Consider the following 16,556-nt stretch of genomic DNA (forward strand, 5'->3'; position numbering starts at 1 on the left):
CATCGCAGGGCATGTAACAATCCATTACTACTGCATTTATTTTTTGGAGCATCAGGAAATGTCCGAAGACACCATCACCAACGGCGCTGTCGCGCCGGCCGACGCCGCCACCGGCCCCGCGTTCACCGTCGAGAAGATCTACGTCAAGGACGTTTCCTTCGAGTCCCCGAACGCCCCGGGCGTGTTCAACGAAGCCGTCCAGCCGGAACTGCAGCTCAACCTCAACCAGCGCGTGCAGCGCCTGGGCGAGAGCGCCTTCGAAGTGGTGCTGGCCGTGACCCTGACCTGCAAGGCTGGCGACAAGACCGCCTATGTGGCCGAAGTGCAGCAGGCTGGCGTGTTCGGCCTGGTCGGGCTGGACCCGCAGTCCATCGACGTGCTGCTCGGCACCCAGTGCCCGAACATCCTGTTCCCGTACGTGCGTTCGCTGGTGAGCGAGCTGATCCAGGCTGGCGGCTTCCCGCCGTTCTTCCTGCAGCCGATCAACTTTGAAGGCCTGTACGCCGAAACCCTGCGCCAGCGCCAGGAACAGGGCGAAACCTCGCTCGCCGATTCCGAGCCGGCCGGCAACGCCTGATCGGCGCTGCAGTGGTACCGATGAACGACACCGCAGACAAGATCGCCGTTCTCGGCGCAGGCTCCTGGGGCACCGCCCTGGCGAGCCTGCTGGCGCGGCACGGGAAACAGACCGTGCTGTGGGGGCGCGACGCGGCGATGGTGGACGCCATCGACCAGCGCCACGAGAACACCCGTTACCTGCCGGGCATTCCGCTGCCGGAATCGCTGCGTGCCACCACCGACCTGGCTGCGGCCGTCGAAGGCGCCACGTGGATCCTGGTGGTGGTGCCGTCGCACGCCTTCGGTGAAACCGTGCGCGCGCTGGCGCCGCTGCGTCCGGCCAACGCCGGCGTGGCGTGGGCGACCAAGGGCTTCGAGCCGGGCTCCGGCCGTTTCCTGCACGAAGTCGCGCGCGAGGTCCTCGGACCGGACGTGCCGCTGGCGGTAGTAACCGGCCCGTCGTTCGCCAAGGAAGTCACCCAGGGCCTGCCGACCGCCATCACCGTGCACGGTGATGACGCCGAGTTCGCCCAGCAGGTGGCCGAAGCCATGCACGGCCCCGCCTTCCGCGCCTACACCGGCGACGACATGGTCGGTGCCGAGCTCGGTGGCGCCATGAAGAACGTGCTGGCCGTGGCGACCGGCGTGGCCGATGGCATGCAGCTGGGCCTCAACGCCCGTGCCGGCCTGATCACCCGCGGGTTGAATGAAATGCTGCGCCTGGCGGCCGCGATCGGCGCCAAGCCGGAAACCCTGATGGGCCTGGCTGGCCTGGGCGACCTGGTGCTGACCTGCACCGGCGACCTCTCGCGCAACCGTCGTCTCGGCCTCGCGCTGGGACGCGGCCAGAGCCTGCAGGACGCCGTTCGCGAAATCGGCCAGGTGGTCGAATCGGTGCAGACCGCCGACGAAGTCATGCGCCAGGCCCGCCGCCACGGCATCGACCTGCCGATCTCGGACCGGGTCCGCGCCGTACTGCACGGCCAACAGACCCCGGAAGAAGGCCTGCGCGCGCTGCTGGCGCGAGAGCAGAAGCCGGAGTATCCGGATACGCTGTTCAAATGATGCAAAAAGAAAACCCGGCGAAAGCCGGGTTTTTTTTGAAGCGCGATCACAACACGATCCCGGTTCAACTACTTGCAATGCCGCGCGCCGGCTGGCCACGCAGAATGTGGCGCAATGAATGACTTCTCGAACCGCAAACAACCAACACGTGACCAGGCAATCGAAGCTTGGTTGCGCGACTGCGTGCTTCCAGCGGCGCGCGCGCTTGAGGCCGACCCAACCCAAGCCATATCCCTGGAAGATGCCCGCAAGTATCTGGCCAAGCGAAGAGCCGAACGCTGCCCGGCCGTTCGGAACCCCAACTGGTAGAGCCGGGCCCTGCCCGGCTGCTCGGAACCCCAAAACCGCCTATCCCAAAAAAGCGAAGCCCGGCGGAGGGCCGGGCTTCATGACGCGTGGGAGAGAGGTCACACGCCATCCAACAACGTACCGTTGTCTTGTTGCATTACCAGGTGAAGCGCGGGCCCACGAACCATTCCTTGTCGCCGCCCTTGGCCAGCTTCACTTCGCCGCTCAGGCCCCAGTTCTGGTTGAACTTGGCCTGGGCGCCCACGCGGCCGTAGAACTCGCCGTCCGGGTTGATGCCGTGCTTCTTGCTGAAATCTTCGTAGCCCGCCAGCGCGTAGCCTTCGATCATCGGGGTGAATGCGGTGCGCACGCCGACTTCGGTGGCGTAGCCGTTGAAGTCCAGGCCGTGCTTCGGATCGAACTTCTGGTACGCGACGCGAGCCACCAGGTCGGTGGTCGGCGCGATGCCGTAGTTGTAGCCGACGCCCACGCGCCACTGGTCAACGTCGGCGTTGCCGCGCTTGGTTTCCTGCGAGTTGTAATCGCCAAAGACGTGGAAGTTCGGCGCAATGGCAACCGAGCCCTTCGCGGCCCAACCATCAGCGTCGCCACCCTTGGCGTCAGTGTTCACGTAGCCGCCTTCAACGTAGTTGTAAGACAGGCCATCGGCGGCCGAAGCAGCGAACGGCAGTGCAGCGACCAGACCCAGGGCAAGCAGGGAAGACTTCATCATCGGGAACACACCTTTTTTATTTTGGTTTTGCCGGCCGCCCCCTCTGGGGGAGGGGAGAGAGAAGGGCGGTCGACAGGTGTAAATTATCCGTTAGCCGACCTAATCGACCCTGAATATTGAACTGACCGGTACATGAATAAGGTGCGCGTTCAGGAAACTATTCCGCGGAACAATGAGCACGCAAGAACCATCGCACGCTTCTGGTCCCGACCCAAGGACAAGGAAGAACTGCTTTTCGTACTGACAACGTCGTCGAGTGACACGGCAAGAGCACAGGCCATGGCCTCCATGGCGCTGGTCGACAAGGTCAAGTAGTCATTCAGATCGAATCTGATGTGACTGCAACCGCACGCCATCAACACTGACGATGGCGTCCAGCCGGATCCGGCTGCCGTCGTCCAGCAACATGTGTTCCTCACCGTTGTGGGCCTGCAGGTCAGTGATGCGCGCTTGCGCGGTCTGCTGCTGGCCGGAACTGTCGAGGTACTCGATCGCCACACGGCGGCCAGTGGTCGCCGTTGCCTCAAGCACGTCGTGGAACTCGCAATCGATGGGAACGTAGGTAGCGTTCATTGCCGCAGTCTCCTCAGATTGTGCTGGCCGGAAACACCGGCCAGCCCGTTGTACATCCTTCAACGCAACTTCACGCCCGGGAAGTCCACCGGCACCGCGAACGCCACGTTGACGTAGTTGGTGAACAGGTTCAACGCAATGTGCGCCAGGATCTCCACGATCTCTTCGTCGTTGAAGCCCACGCTGCGCAGCTGCGCCACGTCGCTGTCGTCGATCTGGCCGCGGCCTTCCACCACGCGCAGCGCGAAGTGCAGCGCCGCAGCCGTCTTCGGATCGTCCGACTCGCCGCCCTGCGCGGCGCTCATTTCCTGGCTGCTGGCGCCCGCCTTGCGGCCCAGTGCGGTGTGCGCGGCCAGGCAGTACTCGCAGGCATTGCGGTTGGCGATGGCCACGGCGATCTTTTCGCCCAGCGCGGCCGGGATGACGCCGCCGCCGAGGGCGCCGAACGAACCCCACATGCTCTTCAGCGCGGCGGTGGAATTGGCCACGGCGCGGAACATGTTCGGGGTGGCACCGAAGGCGGAATGGATCTGACCGAGCAGGGCCTGGCGTTCGCCGGTGGTGTCCTGGGGGGTGACAAGGGGGATACGGGACATGGCTTGGATTCCTGTTGAGTGCCGGCGCGGTGTGGCCGGTTGATGGGCATAATAGGAACCCGTTCGGGACGTTTGGTGTCTGTATGTCGCTGATAGATGTCAATTCGTCCATTACGTCGATTGACCGGCTCAGCCCGGTGCTGGAGCGCTTCCGGGTCGACGCCACCCTGTTCCATGCCGGCCCGCTGTGCGGCCACCAGACCTTCGACGCCCAGCCCGGGCGTGGATTTCTGCACGTGCTGCGCCGGGGCGAAATGGATCTGCTGTACCGCGACGGCAAGCAGCTGGCCAGAACCCACCTGTGCGAAGCCACGTTGCTGCTGTTCCCGCGCGCGGTGCACCACGAGTTCATCAACCCGCCGGTGGACGGCTCCGACTTCACCTGCGCCACGCTCGATTTCGACGGTGGGCTGCGCAACCCGATCGTGCAGTCGCTGCCGGATGTGATCCTGCTGCCGTTGCAGGCCATCGACGGACTGCAGGCCACGCTGGACCTGCTTTTCGCCGAGTCCGACCGCACCCGCTGCGGTTCGCGTCTGCTCGCCAACCGGTTGTTCGAAGTGGTGCTGATCCAGGTACTGCGCTGGATCATCGATCACCCCGAACAGGCGCAGGTCTCGCCCGGCATGATGCTGGGCTTGTCCGACCCGCGCCTGGCCAAAGCGTTGATGGCGGTGCACGCCGCGCCCGACGCAGAGTGGACGCTGGAGCGCATGGCCGCGCTGGCCGGCATGTCGCGCAGTGCGTTCGCGGCCGCGTTCAAGACCGCTACCGGCACCACGCCGGCGGCGTATTCGCTGGACTGGAAGCTCAACGTGGCCACGTCATTGCTGCGTGCCGGTCGCCCGGTGAAGCAGGTGGCACTGGAGTTGGGCTTCGCCGATGCACCGACGTTCTCGCGCGCCTTCCGCCGCCGCACCGGTGACTCGCCGCGCGAGGGGTTGAACACGCGCGGCGAAGCAGGTTGAGCACGCTTTACTTGTTGAGGAACGCCACCAGCGCAGGCATGGTCTGCTCCGGCGCTTCTTCCATCAGCCAGTGGCCGGAGCCTTTCACCAGCACGCCTTCCACATTGGTATCCACCAATTTGGCCTGGTCGATCAGGAACTGGCCACCGGCCTTCTCGCCCGACAGCACCAGCATCGGCATGTGCAGCGGCGTCTTCGCAAAGCCCGCAAAGTCCTTGGCATCCTGCTCGAATGCCTTGAAGTACTCGAACCCGGCACGCATGCCACCCGGGCGCGCGTATTCGCTCGCGTAGAACTGACGATCCGCCTCGGGCACCGAATGATTGCGATCAGCCGCGAAGTCATTCCAGAAGTGCTCGAAGTACGTGCGCTCGCGCCCGTCCACCAGCTTCAGCGGTGTCTCGCCATAGAAGTGGAAGTGCCACAGATCGCGCAGCAGCCACACGTGGGTCCAGTCGCCCACGCCGGGCAGGAACGCATCCATCAGCACGATGCTGTCCACTTCATCGGGATACTGCGCCGCGTACGCATACGCCACCATCAGCCCGATGTCGTGGCCTACGATCTTCACCTTCGGGTAGCCCAGCGACTTCACCAGCGCGTGGATGTCCTGCGCGAGCGTCTTCTTGTCGTAGCCACCGTCAGGTTTGGACGACTGGCCCGCACCGCGCAGGTCCGGTGCGATCACTACATGGTTGCCGGCCAGCTGCGGCATCAACGGGCGCCACATGTGGCTGGTTTCGGCGTAGCCGTGCAGCAGTACCACCGGCGAGGTGTCGCCCTCGCCAGCCTGCAGGTAATGCAGGGTCACGCCGTTGACCTCGGCGTTGTGGCTCTGGATGGCGCCGGCGCCAGCGGCGTGTGCAGTGCCCTGCACGGCCAGCAGCACCAGCAGGGCGCTGGCGGCGCGGCGGAACGAACGGGAAAGCAGGTTCATGACAGTCTCCGAGGGATGAACAGGGTTACAGCTGGCTCATGCCGCCGTCGGCAATGATCTCGGTGCCGACGATGTAGGCCGATTCAGGCGAAGAAAGGTGCAGCACGGTGGCGGCGATCTCTTCCGGCGTGCCGAAGCGGCCCAGCGGAATCTGGCTCTGGATCTGCGCGGCGGTGGCATCCAGCGCGGCCTTGTCCAGGCCGAGCTTTCCGTAGATCGGTGTGCTCACCGGGCCCGGGCTGAGTACGTTCACGCGCACGCCGCGCGGCAGCAGTTCGGCAGAGAGCGTCTTGGCCAGCGAAATCACGGCCGCCTTGCTCGCTGCATACACCGAACTGTTCGGCATGCCGATGCGCGCGTTGATCGAGCCGTTGATCAGCACCGAGGCGCCGCTGTTGAGCAGCGGCAGCAGTGCCTGCAGCTGGAAGTACGGGCCCTTGATGTTGGTGTTGAAGGTCAGGTCCCACAGTGCTTCGTCCACGTCCGGGTAGGCGGCGAATTTGGCCGCGCCGGCGTTGAGGAACACCGCGTCCAGCCGTACCTGCTGGTCGGCCAAGGTCGCGGCCAGGGCGCGCGCGGCGGCGAGGTCGCCGGCGTCGTTCACCACCGCGATGGTGTTGGCACCGAGTGCGGCACGGGCCTGCTCCAGGGCGGCCGCATCACGGCCGGTGATGACCACCCGGGCGCCCTCGGCGATGAAGGCGTGGGCGGCGGCCAGACCGATGCCGCTGCTGCCGCCGGTGACGAGGACAGTCTTGTTGTTGAAACGGTTCATGCTGATCTCCTTCGATGGTGGCGTTGTGCCGTGAGCCCATACTGCGCGGGCGTTCCCCTGTTTCCGTGCCACAATCGCGACGAACTCGTTCGAAAGGATCGAACATGTTGTCTGCCGACGAACTGGCCCTCCTCGACGCCATCCGCGAGACCGGCAGCCTCTCGCGCGCGGCTGCCCGGCTGGGCAAGGCGCCCTCCACGGTCTCGCACGCCGCCCGGCAGCTGGAGGCGCGCCTCGATGCGCTGCTGTTCGACCGCCGCCGCTACCGCCTGCAGCTCACTCCGGCCGGCCAGCTGCTGGCCCAGGAAGCGGCCCGGCTGATGCTGGACGTCTCCCGCCTCACCCGCCGCGTGAAGCAGGTGGCGGGTGGCTGGGAAGACCGGCTGTGGATCGTCACCGACGAGATCCTGGAGTTCGACACCCTGCTGCCGGTGATCCAGTCCTTCGACGCGCTCGACTCCGGGGTCACCCTGCGCATCACCCACGAAGTGCTCACCGGCACCTGGGACGCGCTGCGCGATGGCCGAGCCGACCTGGTGGTGGGGGCCACCAACGAGCCGCCGGTGATCCCCGGCCTGCGCTGGTTCGAGCTGGGGGTGATGGAGTGGGTGTTTGCAGTGGCCCCGCATCACCCCCTGGCCAAGGTGGAAGAACCTTTGGATGCAGCCACCCTGCAGCAGCACCGCGCGGTGGTGGTAGCCGACACCTCGCGCAAGTTGGAGGTGCGTGGCTACGGTGTACTCGGCGGGCAACCTTCACTGGCGGTGCCCACCATGCACGCCAAGGTCCGCGCGCAGTGCGCTGGGCTCGGCGTGGGCTGGCTGCCCCGCGAGCGCGCCGCCGGCCTGCTCGCGCATGGCGAGCTTGTCGAAAAGCGCGTCGCCAACCCGCGCGAACCGAACCTGCTGTACGTGGCCTGGCGTGGCGACCACCAGGGCAAGGCGCTGGACTGGTGGCTGGCCCAGTTGAAGCAGGAACGGCTTGCCGCACGGCTGGTGAAGGGAATCGCGATCAGCTGACACGGCGATGCCCCGCGAACGCAATGCTCATGCGCTGCGCTCTTCTTCAACCGCGGCACTTGCAGGCAGGTGTCGCTCGATCCACTGCTTGAAGTCGCGCACCACGCCCTCGCGCCCCACGTCGTTCAACAGGTCATGCGCGTGGTCCTTGTACAGCAGCAGCGTCTTATCTGCCGACCCCGCGTTGTCCTCGAACACCTGGCTGCCCGCCGGCACGGTGACCTTGTCGGCGGTGCCATGCGCGATCAGCACCGGCAACCGCAGGGTGGGGAATCCGCGCTTCAGCCGGTCGATGCCGACCAGCATCTGCGCCACGGTCAGCGCGGTCTGCTTCTCGTTGGCGATCAAAGGATCCGCATTGAGCGCGGTCACCACTTCGGGGATGCGCGAGAACTCCTTGTTCGGCAGCTTCAACACGCGCAGGGTGGGGAACGGGCCGCTCAGCCAGCGCACCAGCGACAGCACCGCTTCCGGCGCGGGCACCTGGAAGGCGTAGCTTTCGCAGATCAGCCCGGCCAGTTCGTCCTGGTGCCCCAGCGTATAGGCCGAAGCGATCACCCCGCCCGCGCTGTGCCCGAGCAGGAACACCGGCAGCCCCGGTTCACGCGCACGCGCCACGTCCAGCAGCGACTGCACATCCGCCAGGTAGTCGTCGAAGTGCTCCACATGGAAGCGCGGCCCGGTGGACTTGCCACGCCCACGAAGGTCCACCGCATACACCGCCAGTCCCATCGCCGTGAACTGCGCCGCCGCCCACTGGTAATGCCCGCTGTGCGAGTTGAAGCCGGGTACGATCGCCAGCACCGCACGCACCGGCCCGCTCGGCCGCCAGCTGCGGATGAACAACTGGCTCTCGCCACCGCTGATGAATTCCTCGGTGCGCGAAGGCGCCGACCCACGCGGCTCGGAGGGAACCGCATGCAAAGCTGCAGGGGGAACAGTGTTCATGGCCGATCCTCGAAACGTGGGGGAGGGAGGTTCAGCTTTGCAGGAACGAGAGCAGGTCCTGGTTGAGCTGGTCTTTCGCGGTGTCGCCCAGGCTGTGGCCGCCGCCCGGGTAGATCTTCAGCTGCGCGCCCTTGATCAACTTCGCCGAGCGCAAAGCAGCCGCCTTGATCGGCACGATCTGGTCGTCGTCGCCGTGGATGATCAGCGTGGGCACGTCGAAACGGCCCAGGTCGTCGGTGAAGTCGGTTTCCGAAAACGCCTTGATGCAGTCGTAGGCGTTCTTGTGGCCGGACTGCATGCCCTGGTTCCACCACGAGCGGATCAGGCCTTCAGAGACCTTCGCGCCGGGCCGGTTGAAGCCGAAGAACGGGCCGGTGGCCACGTCCAGGAAGAACTGCGCACGGTCGGCAAGGTAAGCCGCACGGAAGCCGTCGAACACCTCGATCGGCAGTCCTTCGGGGTTGTCGGCGGTCTTGAGCATGATCGGCGGCACCGCGCCCATCAGCACCGCCTTGGCTACGCGCTGGGTGCCATGGCGGCCGATGTAGCGGGCCACTTCGCCGCCGCCGGTGGAGTGCCCGACCATGGTCACATCGCGCACGTCCAGGTGTTCGAACAGCTGCGCCAGGTCGTCGGCGTAGGTGTCCATGTCGTTGCCGTCCCACGGCTGGCTGGAGCGCCCGTGGCCGCGCCGGTCGTGCGCGATGCAGCGATAGCCGTTGCTGGCAAGGAAGAACATCTGCGCTTCCCAGGCATCCGCGTTGAGTGGCCAGCCATGGCTGAAGGACACCACAGGGCCACTGCCCCAGTCCTTGTAGTAGAGGGTGGTGCCGTCTTGGGTGGTGAACAGGCTCATGGGCTGTCTCGGCGGGGAAGTGGGCGGTCTACGCAGCCTCACATGCAGGCGTGGCACCAGCATCTGTCGTTCGGGCGCGCGGGTCGTCCCCCATCCGGGGGCAGTGGCGGCGGCGCGGCCACGCCTATGCTTGGGCCGTGGCCTGCACAGGGAGCCCGCTCATGCTCGACCGTCTTGCGGTACTGGATGAGATTCTGGAATGCCATGCCGGCGTGCTGGGGCGGGACTACCACCCGTACCGCAACCACACCTACCGCGTGGCCAACTTCCACTGGTGCATGCTGCCGGGCTCGCTGGAAGACCTGTACGTGCTCTCGGTGGCGGTGGCGTTTCACGACCTCGGCATCTGGACCGCCGGCACCTTCGACTACCTTGAGCCTTCCGAAGCACTGGCCCGGCAGTACCTTGAGGAGCGCGAGCGCCCCGAGCTGATCGACGTAGTACTGGCGATGATCCGCGAGCACCACCGCCTCTCGCGCATGCCGCGCGACCAGGACCGGCGCATCGAAACCTTCCGCCGCGCGGACTGGATAGACGTTTCACTGGGCGCATTGCGCTTCGACCTGCACCCGGACGACTTCACCCGTATCGTGCGGCGCTTCCCGCGCCTGGGCTTCCACCTGCGGCTGGTGCAGTTCTCGTTGAAGCACGGCCTGCGCCATCCGCTGCGGCCGCTGCCAATGCTGAAACGCTAGCGGCTACTCTTCCAGCCGCACCAGCCCACGACGCAGCGCGATGTGGATCGCCTCGGTGCGGTTGCGCGCACCGATCTTCTCGAAGATGCGCGCCAGGTGCGACTTCACAGTCTCGGCGGAAATGCCCAGCGTGTTGGCAATGCGCTTGTTCTCCCAGCCCTGCGCCAGCGCCGAAAGGATGGATAGTTCGCGCGCCGTCAGCGCTTCCTCACCCAGGTGCTGCGCGATCTCTTCGGAGATCTCCGCCGACAGGCAACGCTTGCCCTGTGCCACCCGGCGCACCGCGTCGATCAGCTCGCCGCGCAGCGAGCTCTTCAGCAGGTAACCGCAGGCACCGGCCGCCAGCGCCTCGCGCGCATTCGCATCGCCGCGGTAGGTGGTGAGGATCACCACCCGCGCGCTGGGAAACTCCGCGCGCAGGCGGCGGGTCATCTCGATCCCGCCAACGCCCGGCATCTGCAGGTCCACCAGCGCCACGTCCGGCAGCAGGCGCCGGAACTGTTCGAGCCCCTCATTGGCATCGGAGGCCTCGCCGACCACGGCCATGTCCGTCTCCACCTCCAGCATCGAAGCGATGCCCTGGCGGATCAGCGGATGGTCGTCGACGGTGAGGATGCGGATGGTCATGGGCGGGTCCGGGTCAGGAGTGCACCGTGCCGCCAGACGCGCCGCAACGCAAGCGTAGTTTCCGAAGCCCGCCGCTCAGTCATCGCGCCGGCCACCACCGGCCCGCCAGCGCGGCAGCTGCAGCCGCACCCGGGTACCGCCGCCGGGCAGCGCCTGCACGTCCAGCGTGCCGCCGCACAGCGCCGCGCGCTTGCGCATGCCGGGCAGGCCCCAGTGACCCTCCGCGCCGCCCTGGGCCAGCACCTCGTCCTGGATGCCGCAGCCGTCGTCGTCGATCTCGACCGTGGTGCGCAGCAGCCCGTAGGTGACGCGCACGGTGATGTGGGTGGCGCTGGCGTGGCGGCAGGCGTTGGCGAACGCCTCGCGCACGATGCGGTACACCTCGCCCAGTTCAGGCTGGCGCCAGCGACGCGGGCGGCCGTGTACTTCCAGCTTGAATTCCACCTGCGCAGGCAGTTCCAGCAGCGCGGGCAGGGTGTTTACCGCCGCTTCCAGGTCATCGCCGGTGGCCTCATCGCGACGCAGTTCGCGTATGCGGTCGCGGCCTTCCACCAGGCCCGACTCGGCCTCTTCCAGTGCCTTCGCCAATCCGGTCTCGGCGGCTGCCGTGTCGCCGGATGCCAACCTGCGGCGCGAGGACTCGATACGCAGCATCAGCGCCTGCACCGACTGCAGCAGCGTGTCGTGCAGGTCGCGCGCAATGCGCTCGCGCTCGCCCACCCGCGCCCGATACACCCGCTGCATGCGCTGGCGCGCCACTGCCACCCGCCAGCGCACGAACAGCCACACCAGCACGGCGCCCAGTGCCAGCATCGCCAGCGCGAACCACGCGGTCTGCCAGAACGCGGGCAGCACGGTCACGTTGAAGGAGGCCTCCTGCTTCGACCACGCGCCGGTGTCGTCGCTGGCAATCACCCGGAACCGGTAGCTGCCAGGTTCCAACCGGCTGTAGAGTGCCTGGCGGCGGGTACCTGCTTCGCGCCATTCCTCGTCCACCCCATCCAGCCGATAGCGGAAGCGCACCCGCTCCGGCACGCGCAGGGCAGGTGCGGTGTAGTCCACGCGCAGGTCGCGGCTGCCGGCCGGCAGGCGCAGGTAGGGCGAGAGGGGTGCCGGCTTGTCATCCACCTGTAGGCCCAGCAGCGTGGGCGGCAACGGCGCCGTGGAAGGATTGCGCGCGATATGGCGCGGGTCGATCCAGTGCACGGCCCGGTTGGTAGCGAACCAGATGCGGCCCTGTGCATCGGCCAGGATCGAGGGCAGGCTGCCACTCTGCTCCGAGCTGCCGCGCAGCCCATCGAGCACGCCGAAGCGCTCGAACGCTACTGCATGCGAAGGGTCCTTGCGCCACATAAGCACTTCCGCAGCCGGTACGCGGGTCAAACCGTTGCGACCACCCAGCCACAGCTCGCCATCGGGCAGCAGCACGATGCCGTTGGTCTTCTCGAAGGTTTCGCCATCGCGGCCGAGCAGCCGGTGGAAGGTTTCGTTGGCGCGCATCGAAACGCCGCGCGCGCCGCCTATCCACAGGGTGTCGCCGTAATACTGCAACGCCGAGATGCGACCGATCTCCGGGCCGCCTTGGTTAAAGTCCTGCTTTCGGCCGTTCTCGAACATGCGGATGGTCTGGCCCGCGTCGCTCCAGATCCGCCCTTGCGAATCTTCAGCCAAGGCACGTGGCGTGGAGCCTTCCTGCATGCCGTACTTCGCGTTCTGCGCTTCCCATTTGCCATTGAAGAACCGCAGCAACCCGCCATGCAGGCGGCTCACCCACAGCCCACCGGCGCGGTCGCTGGCGATCATGGTCACCACGCTGTCGCCGGCCAGCTCGGGGGGCAGCGGTACGCGCTCCAGGCCGGTGGCGGTCACCTTCGCTATCCAGCCCGTAGCGCTGCCCATCCACAGGGTGCCGCTGGCATCGCGATGCAGCGCGCTCACGCGTCCCATCGTCGGCCCGCCCAGCTCCTGCACTTGGCCACCGTTCGGCGCGGCCGGGTCTGGCGTCACCCACATCGGGCCGCGGTCCGCATTGCCGACCAGCATGCGGCCACCGTCGCCCGGCGCCATCACGAACGACTGGTCGCGGCGCGGCAGTGCGATCGCCGCCAGCGCGTTGTCGCGGAAGCGGTCCAGTCCATTGGCCGTGCCCGCCCAGACGTTGCCTTCGCGATCCTCGAACAGCGTCCACACCACTTCCGAGGTAAGCCCCTGCGCCGGCCCGAAGTACTCCGGCTTGGGCAGCGTCACGCCGGGGCCGGGCGCACGCAGCGAGCTCGCCTCACGCACGCGTGCAATGCCGCCCTCGGTGCTGAGCCACATGCCGCCATCGCGGTCGAAGCGCACGCCTGCACCCTTGAAGCCAGGGTCCAGCCAGCTGAGAGTGGCACGGTCATGGCGCGGGTCCGGGTTGGCATGGGCCAGCGGTCGTGCCCCCCAGTAGTCCACCGCCCAGACCGTGCCGTCGGCGGCCTGGTCGAAGTAGGGAATCTGTACCGCCTTGGGGTAGGGCGCGAACCGCGCAGCGTGCGGTGCCAGGTAAGCGATGCCGAACGTGTCGCCATGCGTGTAGCCGATCCACAGCCCGCCCTCGCGATCAGCGAACATCCGCTCTGGCTGCCACGCCGGGTTGAAGCCCATCGCCTCCCCGGTCTTCCAGGTATCGTTGTCCGGGTCCAGCCAGACCAGCGCCGCCGGCGTGATCGCCCAGAGCCGCTTGCCGGCATCGCGCGCGAAGGCCATCACCGAGCCCAGCGGCACATCATCGCGCTGGTACTCGTACTGGCTGGGGTGGGGGCCACCGAGCCGGCTCATGCCGCCGCTGAAGTAGCCCACCCATACCGAGCCATCGGGCTCGGCCAACAGGCTGAGCACATCGTCATCGATCAGCGCCTTGCCACCGGCCTGGGTGATGCGTTCGAAGCGCACGCCGTCGAAGCGGAACAGGCCTTGGCGGGAACCGATCCAAAGCAGACCATCGGGGGTCTGGGCGATGGAGAAAATCTGGGCGGGGGCGCCGTCTTCAGCGGTCCAGCGGTCGTGGCGGAGCTGGGAGAGGGCGCGGTCTGCGGAGAGGGCTTGGGCTGACAGAGCGGTCAGGGCAAGCGCCAGGCAAAGCAGGATCCGAACGGCGCCACGCAGGGGCCAGTTCGTAACGTGCACAGAAGCAGGACGAACCGGAAGCCAGGGCATGGTGGCGGAACCAGTGGGGTGAGGGTGCGGGATCGGCGGAGTATGCCATGGGGCAAACGTGAAACGGGAGCCAGGGACCCGAGGTCGCACGCGTTCCCAACTGCATGGTTGTGCAAATGGATAGGCATCCGGATCCATGGACGCTCGGCTACGTACAAACAGGGCTGCAAGGTAGGGTAGGGTCGGTTCCCAAACGACCGGCGATAACAACAATCGGCGCGGCTGACGCATGAACTCGGCCGAAGAATCACGTCAGGCTCGATCTAACCTACACTCCAGAGCCACTGTAACCACAGCCGCAGAGGGGCCACATGACCGTGCAGAAATTGCTGATTGCGGCGGTACTCGGCGGTGCAGCAGCAGGCTGCCAGAGCGCCGCTACAAAGCCCATCGACGATGTCGGTGAAGCGCAGGTGGAAGTCGAGGGCGTGGTAGAGATCTACTCCGGTGGCCATGGCCTTGGCTACATCACGCTGGATGACGGCAAGTGCTATGACCTGGCACTTCCTGCGAACGTACTGAAGAACAGCCAGCGTTGGGACACGAAGCGCGTGTTGATCAAAGGCTCACTTCAGTTCCGGCCCCGATTGGACGAAATGATGTGGTTCGACATCAAGGATCGAAAGATCGAAGGGTTTGGCTGCTCGGAGGATGTGATCTACGTGGAGTCCATCAAGAAGCTCTAATGCCATTGCGGGAGAGTCCGCAGGGATGCTTGGATATGCAAGAACGAGGAAGCCATCACGAGCTTCCTTCACTGCCGCTGAGATGGTTCCGCTCATCGCGGCGGGGTATCATCCTCCCGCTCAAGAAATCGCCAAGGATGGACCTGTGGAAAACCCCTATGAGTCGTCGAATGCACATGTCCCCAAGAGCCCAAGGCGGTGGAAGGACACTGCACATACTGTCATCTCGGCGCTGATCGCCACATTCTGTTCGTTGCAGTTTCTCGCGATGCTTCTGTTTCTCATCACGCAAGCGGGTTCCAATTACGCCGATGCGCCTCCAACTTCGCAGCTTGCATATGCCGCGTTCGTATCATCATCGTTGTTGTTAGGCGGCATTGCGCTCCTGCTGCGCCGACGGATCTGCGTTTTCTTCTTCGCAGCATTCATTGTCAGCTATGTAATGAGGAACGGAACCACCGAAGCGTTCAGCCCAAGCTCCATGGCGGTTTGCTTTGCGTTTCTGGCTTACGCTTCTTGGCGTTGGAAGCTGGGGCACCTCAACGGCTGGCCAGGCGGCTGAGTTCTGCAGGGCGTAAAGCGACCGGTCGACGGGCCCTTCGCGATCATTCGTCGCCCAACAGTAGGGACGCTAAGGCTCACCATGGAATGACCGTTCCTGGCCGAATGCGGACGCCATGAAGGAGGCTCAACAGCGAGGCGCTCTATGCCGAGTATCCTTACTCTGACTCCTGCCCAGCAAGCTTCATAACCCAGCCAGGCACCACAGGCTCTCCCTGGTAGAACGTCTTGGGCATCTTCTCAGCCATCGCCCATCGCTGTACCCAACTGATTCCCGCACCGCCGTTGTAACCCTCGGGCCGCAGGTAAGCCGGATCCTCCATCGCAGCCTCAAGGGTGATGAATCGATACCCCCGGCGGCGCGTAGCGGCAACCAGTTCCTCAACGGTGTCCGCATTGAGCGCGTTGGCATGCATCAGCCATACCTGCGCTGGCAACCTACCCAGCAACTCCTGAGAGCGCTGCTCGTAGTAGTCCAGCTTGTTGAGCATGTAGGGCACATACCCACGACGCAGCTGGCGCAGTCGCTTTTCACGCGCAACAGGGTCCGTCTCGGTATCGCGCACCTGGTCATACGCGAACGCCCAGATCCACTCCGCGTTGTCCACGGTAACCGGGGCGATACGATAGTTGTGCCGCTGCAGGAACGCGGCCAGCTCGGCGCGCGCCTCCGGCGATCGCCCCGCCTGCAGGTACGGGTGCCGGAACCAGCGAAGTGTCTGCCCGTTCTCGGCGAGCAGCGGTCGCAGGATGACTTCACCGCGCAGGATGTCCTGCTCGTACTGCTCCAGCGGCACCGCATGCATGGAGACGTGGCTGAAGGTGTGGTTGCCCAGCTCGAAGCCCGTGCCGAGCCAGTCGCGAAGCATCTGCACCCGCGCGGGTTGCACCTGCCCGTTGACCTCGAGCTTGCCTTCGTTGACGAAGCCCACGACGGGCACTCCGGTCTGCTTGAGGGCGGCGATCAGTTGGGCGTGCTGCGCATCGAGCTCCGGCTCGGCGCGTTCACCGAGCCGTTGCCACGGGAGATCATCGATTGTCAGCGCGATGCGGCGGTCTGGTTCGGCGGCCTGGGCGAATCCTGCAATGCAGAGGAGCGCCAAGGCGCCACATCGAAGTAGTCCACTACGCATGTTCGGCCCCTTTCCAGTGATGGCGGAGTATAGCGTCGGGCTGCTGGTGGAGCCTTACGCACTGGAGAGCGACGGTGCTTCCGGTGTTGGTCCAACGCCGCTGGTATTCCAGCGAGTCGTACAGCAGTATTCACTACTGCAACAGCCCATTCGTCAGGTCGCACAAGGAGTGCTCCCAAGTGAAGAAGTCCCAGGTCGACGCAGTGGCTGACGCCATCCTTGAGCCGCATCTCCGTAGCCAGCAGGCAAAGAGCGAAGAACTCCGTGCCAGGCAGGCCGCTAGTGAAGCGCTTCAAGCGCGAAAGCGCAGGTATGCACAGTTCGCGTTGGTCGGGGCGGGCATCGGTGG

At 65.8% G+C, this 16,556-nt stretch carries 19 protein-coding genes; 9 read left to right on the forward strand and 10 right to left on the reverse strand.

The genetic code is table 11. The features are described 5' to 3' along the window. The first annotated feature begins 58 nt into the window (after window positions 1–58). The 3 genes from secB (at window position 59) to PDM28_RS01000 (ending at window position 1,932) form a co-directional block, all read left to right on the forward strand. Entirely contained in the window at window positions 59–577 is a 519-nt protein-coding gene (gene secB / locus PDM28_RS00990) for a protein-export chaperone SecB (RefSeq protein WP_070208285.1), read from the forward strand. Between the two features lie 20 nt (window positions 578–597). Further along, a complete protein-coding gene (locus PDM28_RS00995) occupies window positions 598–1,623 on the forward strand; it encodes an NAD(P)H-dependent glycerol-3-phosphate dehydrogenase (protein WP_311183441.1) in 1,026 nt (341 codons plus the stop codon). A 114-nt stretch (window positions 1,624–1,737) separates the two neighbouring features. Further along, a complete protein-coding gene (locus PDM28_RS01000) occupies window positions 1,738–1,932 on the forward strand; it encodes a hypothetical protein (RefSeq protein ID WP_311183442.1) in 195 nt (64 codons plus the stop codon). A 136-nt stretch (window positions 1,933–2,068) separates the two neighbouring features. On the opposite strand, the gene PDM28_RS01005 is transcribed toward PDM28_RS01000, so the two are convergent. Beyond that, on the reverse strand, window positions 2,069–2,641 hold the full coding sequence (locus tag PDM28_RS01005) for an OmpO family porin (RefSeq protein ID WP_311184743.1): 573 nt from the start codon (window positions 2,639–2,641) through the stop codon (window positions 2,069–2,071). 135 nt (window positions 2,642–2,776) lie between these two features. On the opposite strand from PDM28_RS01005, the gene PDM28_RS01010 reads away from it, so the two are divergent. Beyond that, window positions 2,777–2,959, forward strand: coding sequence for an NMCC_0638 family (lipo)protein (locus PDM28_RS01010; RefSeq protein WP_311183443.1), 183 nt, complete (start codon window positions 2,777–2,779; stop codon window positions 2,957–2,959). On the opposite strand, the gene PDM28_RS01015 is transcribed toward PDM28_RS01010, so the two are convergent. Together PDM28_RS01015 and PDM28_RS01020 are read right to left on the reverse strand one after the other, a co-directional pair. Continuing rightward, entirely contained in the window at window positions 2,960–3,217 is a 258-nt protein-coding gene (locus PDM28_RS01015) for a hypothetical protein (protein ID WP_311183444.1), read from the reverse strand. Window positions 3,218–3,276: 59 nt separating this feature from the next. Continuing rightward, the gene (locus PDM28_RS01020; RefSeq protein WP_311183445.1) at window positions 3,277–3,813 is read right to left on the reverse strand and encodes a carboxymuconolactone decarboxylase family protein; all 537 of its coding nucleotides are present in this window, start codon (window positions 3,811–3,813) and stop codon (window positions 3,277–3,279) included. A gap of 83 nt (window positions 3,814–3,896) precedes the next feature. Between PDM28_RS01020 and PDM28_RS01025 the strand changes: the two genes are divergently transcribed. Beyond that, complete coding sequence (locus PDM28_RS01025) at window positions 3,897–4,781, forward strand: AraC family transcriptional regulator (RefSeq protein ID WP_311183446.1); 885 nt, start codon at window positions 3,897–3,899, stop codon at window positions 4,779–4,781. A gap of 7 nt (window positions 4,782–4,788) precedes the next feature. Here PDM28_RS01025 and PDM28_RS01030 read toward each other — a convergent pair whose 3' ends face one another. Together PDM28_RS01030 and PDM28_RS01035 are read right to left on the reverse strand one after the other, a co-directional pair. Further along, window positions 4,789–5,718: an alpha/beta fold hydrolase gene (locus tag PDM28_RS01030; RefSeq protein ID WP_311183447.1), complete on the reverse strand. Its 930-nt coding sequence runs from the start codon at window positions 5,716–5,718 to the stop codon at window positions 4,789–4,791. Between the two features lie 25 nt (window positions 5,719–5,743). Beyond that, window positions 5,744–6,493, reverse strand: a complete 750-nt coding sequence (locus PDM28_RS01035; RefSeq protein WP_311183448.1) for an SDR family oxidoreductase — start codon at window positions 6,491–6,493, stop codon at window positions 5,744–5,746. A 104-nt stretch (window positions 6,494–6,597) separates the two neighbouring features. Between PDM28_RS01035 and PDM28_RS01040 the strand changes: the two genes are divergently transcribed. Then, the gene (locus PDM28_RS01040) at window positions 6,598–7,512 is read left to right on the forward strand and encodes a LysR family transcriptional regulator (protein WP_311183449.1); all 915 of its coding nucleotides are present in this window, start codon (window positions 6,598–6,600) and stop codon (window positions 7,510–7,512) included. A 27-nt stretch (window positions 7,513–7,539) separates the two neighbouring features. Here PDM28_RS01040 and PDM28_RS01045 read toward each other — a convergent pair whose 3' ends face one another. Continuing rightward, window positions 7,540–8,460: an alpha/beta hydrolase gene (locus PDM28_RS01045; protein WP_311183450.1), complete on the reverse strand. Its 921-nt coding sequence runs from the start codon at window positions 8,458–8,460 to the stop codon at window positions 7,540–7,542. A 31-nt stretch (window positions 8,461–8,491) separates the two neighbouring features. Continuing rightward, window positions 8,492–9,316, reverse strand: a complete 825-nt coding sequence (locus tag PDM28_RS01050) for an alpha/beta fold hydrolase (protein WP_311183452.1) — start codon at window positions 9,314–9,316, stop codon at window positions 8,492–8,494. Between the two features lie 161 nt (window positions 9,317–9,477). Here PDM28_RS01050 and PDM28_RS01055 point away from each other — a divergent pair, with 161 nt between their 5' ends. Beyond that, window positions 9,478–10,011 carry an HD domain-containing protein gene (locus PDM28_RS01055; RefSeq protein ID WP_102944289.1) on the forward strand — a complete coding sequence of 178 codons (534 nt, stop codon included), beginning with the start codon at window positions 9,478–9,480 and terminating at the stop codon, window positions 10,009–10,011. A 3-nt stretch (window positions 10,012–10,014) separates the two neighbouring features. On the opposite strand, the gene PDM28_RS01060 is transcribed toward PDM28_RS01055, so the two are convergent. Further along, window positions 10,015–10,638: a response regulator gene (locus tag PDM28_RS01060; protein WP_311183454.1), complete on the reverse strand. Its 624-nt coding sequence runs from the start codon at window positions 10,636–10,638 to the stop codon at window positions 10,015–10,017. 75 nt (window positions 10,639–10,713) lie between these two features. Continuing rightward, window positions 10,714–13,827 carry a sensor histidine kinase gene (locus tag PDM28_RS01065; RefSeq protein WP_311183456.1) on the reverse strand — a complete coding sequence of 1,038 codons (3,114 nt, stop codon included), beginning with the start codon at window positions 13,825–13,827 and terminating at the stop codon, window positions 10,714–10,716. Window positions 13,828–14,138: 311 nt separating this feature from the next. On the opposite strand from PDM28_RS01065, the gene PDM28_RS01070 reads away from it, so the two are divergent. Then, window positions 14,139–14,513, forward strand: a complete 375-nt coding sequence (locus PDM28_RS01070; RefSeq protein ID WP_311183457.1) for a hypothetical protein — start codon at window positions 14,139–14,141, stop codon at window positions 14,511–14,513. Between the two features lie 82 nt (window positions 14,514–14,595). Then, on the forward strand, window positions 14,596–15,075 hold the full coding sequence (locus PDM28_RS01075; protein ID WP_311183459.1) for a hypothetical protein: 480 nt from the start codon (window positions 14,596–14,598) through the stop codon (window positions 15,073–15,075). Between the two features lie 157 nt (window positions 15,076–15,232). Here PDM28_RS01075 and PDM28_RS01080 read toward each other — a convergent pair whose 3' ends face one another. Further along, window positions 15,233–16,207, reverse strand: a complete 975-nt coding sequence (locus PDM28_RS01080; RefSeq protein ID WP_311183460.1) for a polysaccharide deacetylase family protein — start codon at window positions 16,205–16,207, stop codon at window positions 15,233–15,235. Between the last annotated feature and the right edge of the window lie 349 nt (window positions 16,208–16,556).

The sequence above is a fragment of the Stenotrophomonas aracearum genome, from assembly GCF_031834615.1.
Classification (GTDB): domain Bacteria; phylum Pseudomonadota; class Gammaproteobacteria; order Xanthomonadales; family Xanthomonadaceae; genus Stenotrophomonas; species Stenotrophomonas aracearum.